Origin of the sequence: Dyadobacter sp., from assembly GCF_051859145.1 — a bacterium.
Classification (GTDB): domain Bacteria; phylum Bacteroidota; class Bacteroidia; order Cytophagales; family Spirosomataceae; genus Dyadobacter.
This window is the reverse complement of record NZ_JBHYGF010000209.1, coordinates 1-3,811: the sequence shown is the minus strand read 5'-3', so window position 1 is coordinate 3,811 and position 3,811 is coordinate 1. Positions and strand designations below refer to the sequence as shown.

The following is a 3,811-nucleotide window of genomic DNA, read 5'->3' as shown; positions in this document are numbered from 1 at the left end:
AATGCATTTATACAGGAGCAGAGCCTCGGCATTCATTATAATCAGGGAAATGATCTGATGGATTACCTGGAAGACAAGTCGGTATTTACCTATGAAGACGGTTTTGTGAAAATCCCCGGCGGGCCCGGACTGGGCATTCAGATCGATGAGGCGCAGGTACGGAAAATGGCCGAAGTGGGACACAACTGGAAAAATCCATTGTGGACGCACGAAGACGGCAGCGCCGCTGAATGGTAATAACTTTTTGAGAAAAGCGTGGTTTTCGGATCACGCTTTTTTTGTTGTTGGAAGGTTTGCAGGAATTGGTAGCGGATAAGAATCATACTGGGGAAGTAGACAAAAAAAGCTACTGGCTAAATTAAATGTGCCAGCAAATAAGAAAATCGTAACTGATCAAAACGGGGGATCTAATTTTCTTTTGTGATATGTGACATTACATGTTACAAATTTGTTATGATTGTATCGATACGGCACAAAGGTTTACTGCTTTTTTATGAACACGGAAATGGGGCAAAGCTGCCGGCGGCTTATCTGTTTAAGATCGCACGCATTTTTGATCAACTCGAAGCAGTTACCTCAGTTGAAGATATCAAGCAAATGGGTTCAGGAATCCACAAGTTGACAGGCGACTTATCGGAATTTTGGTCAATAAAGATTTCGCCTAACTTCCGGATTGTCTTCAGATTTGAAAATGGCAATGTGCTTGATATTGATTATTTAGATTATCATTAAGTCAGTCAAAGAAAAGCGCTATGTTGAAAAGAGGCTTGCCGCCGGTACATCCCGGAGAAATTTTAAGAGAGGACTACATTCGGGAACGCGGCCTGACGGTCACCCAAGTGGCTAAGGGAATAGGTGTGGCACGGGAGAATTTATCGGCTGTGGTAAATGGTCGTGCCGGTATTAGTCCCGAACTTGCTGTAAAGCTTTCCGAAGCATTCGGGAACAGCACTCAATTTTGGGTCGACTTACAAAAGAACTATGAAGTTTGGCACGCAGAAAGAAAGGTGAACCGTTCCCAGATCGAGCATTTTGCTGGAAAAGATCTGCAAGTAGCGCAATGATCATGTTTCGCATCTGTCCTTCCAGGAACAACCCTTCTAAGGTTCATTGTCGCAAATTCCAGTATTTACAAATAAAAAAGGCTGACATCTCTGCCAGCCTTACAATTAGTGTTTCTCCCTCGTGGAATCTGCATTCAGGTTCGATTGGTTGGCTGGGTAGCCGGGCACTTCGTTTTGGTTGTCTTCTCCAACTCCCATTGCCTTCGTGCTTTCCACGTTACCGCTGTCGTTCTGGATTGTGGCGGCCGAGCTGTCTGACGAGCCTCCGCTGTCGTTCTTGGTTCCGCATGAATAGTTGGTAAATCCGATGGCCAGTGTCGCTAAGACGAAGCCCATTTTTAGCTTTTTCATGATCGTTTGGTTGATGAATAAGGCGGCGTTGTAAAAAAATGATACCAAGTTTCACCGTCCCAAACCCCTAGCACGAATTTTGTCTCGTGGATTACGAAAAACGTAAATGGTACTTCACATGAAACAATGCGAATTCAAAACGAAAGATGATGAGTCAGTTACTGTTCGGTTCTCGCTGGAAGATGTGACGGACGTTGTTCCTGATTCAGATATGCGGTACACACTGGTAGTCCTGAAAAATGGCGACAAGCATTTCATTTGCGGGACCAAGCTGGAAATTCTGGACCAGCTGGGCCTGAATAATGTGAACTGATTGTCAGTCACTAACCCATTTTGTAAGTGGCGAGATATCTCCCGCTTCCGGTTTATTCGGGGGCGGGAGTTTTTATTTTGAAGATTACTCTAAAATTGATGTTAAATCTTTCACACAGCACTTGTTTCAGTGAATGGAATTCCGGCGTTTATTGTTAGCCGGTTACCCAAAAAGCGCAATAAGGCACAAACTCACCTTCCGGGCCGCAAATGCCAGCTGCGATAGCCACAAAAAAAGTCAATGGAACCTATTACAATTGATGTAACAAACGACGTTCAATACGACGTCATTCCCATAGATTCGTCTATCTCATTTGAAAGCTTCATCCGCTTTCTGGAAGAAAAGGCGAATGAAGAGCAATCATTTAAACGTACATTTTTCGAAATGGCACTGGCGCGCCTGAAAGCGAGGCCGGAATTAAGCAGTACCGTGCCGTTGAGAGATATAGGTCGCTATAAGGATGAAATGGCGCTCGTCTGCAGTCTGCTTATGCCCATGTTTGCCGACGAAAAGCAGGTTTGCTGGGCAATGAGCGCCCCCATTAATCCTACTGTTTTCTACGGAACTTCGGGTTTTTACAACCTCATGCTGGATAATAAAACAGGCGGAATCCGTTGCGATATCGTTGTTGACGACGAGGATAGTACAACCAAGAAGAAAGAGATGGTGTACTCTTTTGTGCTGGAAAAATTTTACGGAATTCCGCCGTTACACCGCCACGAGCTCATTATCACGGTGCGTGACGACCACTCGGGATTGCAGAAATTTTACAAACTCAATATAGATACCCGTTTTTGCGAGGTAACCCCGAAAGATGCGTTGCCTCAGCTGGATGCGGAGTGGCTTGCCTCAGTTACCAGTGACGGAATGGACTTGCCGAAGATCATGGAGGCATTGCCGCTGTCACTTTTCAGGTTTGTAGGTTTTTCCGTGATCACGCTGGAAGATGTAACTGCCGATAATGCGGTGGAACAAATCAAGAATACCATTCTCGACAGGTCGCTTTTTGATCCGAATACCTATTTCAACCGGGTAGCGCATTCACTGAAAATGCTGGCCGGCGATCCGCAGTTCAATTTTGGTACAATGCCCATTTTGCGGGTAAATAACCGGTTGATCTTCAATAAAGGAACTGTGCTGTTCAGCAAGCTGATGAATGCGGCGACGGAAAATAATATGGCGGAGACCATGTACCTGCAAATGGCCGACGAATACCTCCTCGATCCCAAGCCGCTGCTGATCCGGGAGCTTACCGTGGAAGCAGGTTACAAGAAAGATTTTGCGCGGATTTTGTACGAAGATGGCGTCCGATCCTATGCGCTGATACCCGTTTTCTATGATAAAAACGTGGTTGGCTTGTTGGAAGTGTACTCCGGTCGGATCGACTCGATCGACGAGCAGGTACTGCACAAGCTGGATGCCGCGCTGCCGCTGCTGGCGCAGATCTTCAAAAATTACATTGATGAATTTCGTACTGCGATCGATAACGTAATCCGCGACAAGTTCACTTCCCTGCAACCTGCCGTGCAATGGCGCTTCCGGGAATCGGCCTGGCATTATCTGCGCGATAAAACGCTTGATCCGCAGACTGCCGCGATCGAGAAGATCCACTTCAAAAATGTTTATCCGCTTTATGGCGCCGTGGATATCAGAAATTCCACCATCGAGCGGAACCTTGCATTGAAACAGGATTTAAACCTTCAATTTGACTTATTGATAGAAACCTTTACTACCCTGAAAGAAAAGCTGGGATTTGGTCTGACCGACGAAATGATCTTCAAATGCCGGAAGTGGATTGAGGAAATCAATGACGATTCGACGGACATTGATGAAATGAAAGTGCGCGATTTTCTGGAAAGCGAGGCACACCCGTTTTTGCAGCATTTCCGGGAAAACAGGGCGGAACGATCCAGTGCAAGAAATGCGCGACTGGATAAAGATGAAGTTGTGCTGCGCGATCAGATCGACCGCTATTTCGGTATGATCGACGAAAACACGAGTACTGCCAATACCAACAGGAAAGCGCTGGAAGCCTCCATGCAGCGGGTTAACAGCTCGGTGAACCTTTACCTGGACTTGTTTC

5 protein-coding genes and 1 pseudogene are annotated in these 3,811 nt (G+C 46.1%); 5 read left to right on the top strand and 1 reads right to left on the bottom strand.

What is annotated here, in order from left to right; translation table 11 throughout:
- From ACTIE6_RS13195 to ACTIE6_RS13185, 3 genes and pseudogenes are all read left to right on the top strand, one after another.
- Nucleotides 1-237 (top strand): annotated as a pseudogene (locus ACTIE6_RS13195) (galactonate dehydratase); the annotation flags it as partial.
- A 216-nt stretch (nucleotides 238-453) separates the two neighbouring features.
- On the top strand, nucleotides 454-732 hold the full coding sequence (locus ACTIE6_RS13190) for a type II toxin-antitoxin system RelE/ParE family toxin (RefSeq protein ID WP_439557082.1): 279 nt from the start codon (nucleotides 454-456) through the stop codon (nucleotides 730-732).
- Between the two features lie 20 nt (nucleotides 733-752).
- Nucleotides 753-1,064: a HigA family addiction module antitoxin gene (locus tag ACTIE6_RS13185; RefSeq protein WP_439557081.1), complete on the top strand. Its 312-nt coding sequence runs from the start codon at nucleotides 753-755 to the stop codon at nucleotides 1,062-1,064.
- Between the two features lie 105 nt (nucleotides 1,065-1,169).
- Here ACTIE6_RS13185 and ACTIE6_RS13180 read toward each other — a convergent pair whose 3' ends face one another.
- On the bottom strand, nucleotides 1,170-1,415 hold the full coding sequence (locus ACTIE6_RS13180) for a hypothetical protein (protein WP_439557080.1): 246 nt from the start codon (nucleotides 1,413-1,415) through the stop codon (nucleotides 1,170-1,172).
- A gap of 118 nt (nucleotides 1,416-1,533) precedes the next feature.
- On the opposite strand from ACTIE6_RS13180, the gene ACTIE6_RS13175 reads away from it, so the two are divergent.
- Together ACTIE6_RS13175 and ACTIE6_RS13170 are read left to right on the top strand one after the other, a co-directional pair.
- On the top strand, nucleotides 1,534-1,728 hold the full coding sequence (locus ACTIE6_RS13175) for a hypothetical protein (protein ID WP_157474629.1): 195 nt from the start codon (nucleotides 1,534-1,536) through the stop codon (nucleotides 1,726-1,728).
- Between the two features lie 240 nt (nucleotides 1,729-1,968).
- The coding region (locus ACTIE6_RS13170) for a GAF domain-containing protein (RefSeq protein WP_439557079.1) at nucleotides 1,969-3,811 on the top strand (1,843 nt) is incomplete at its 3' end.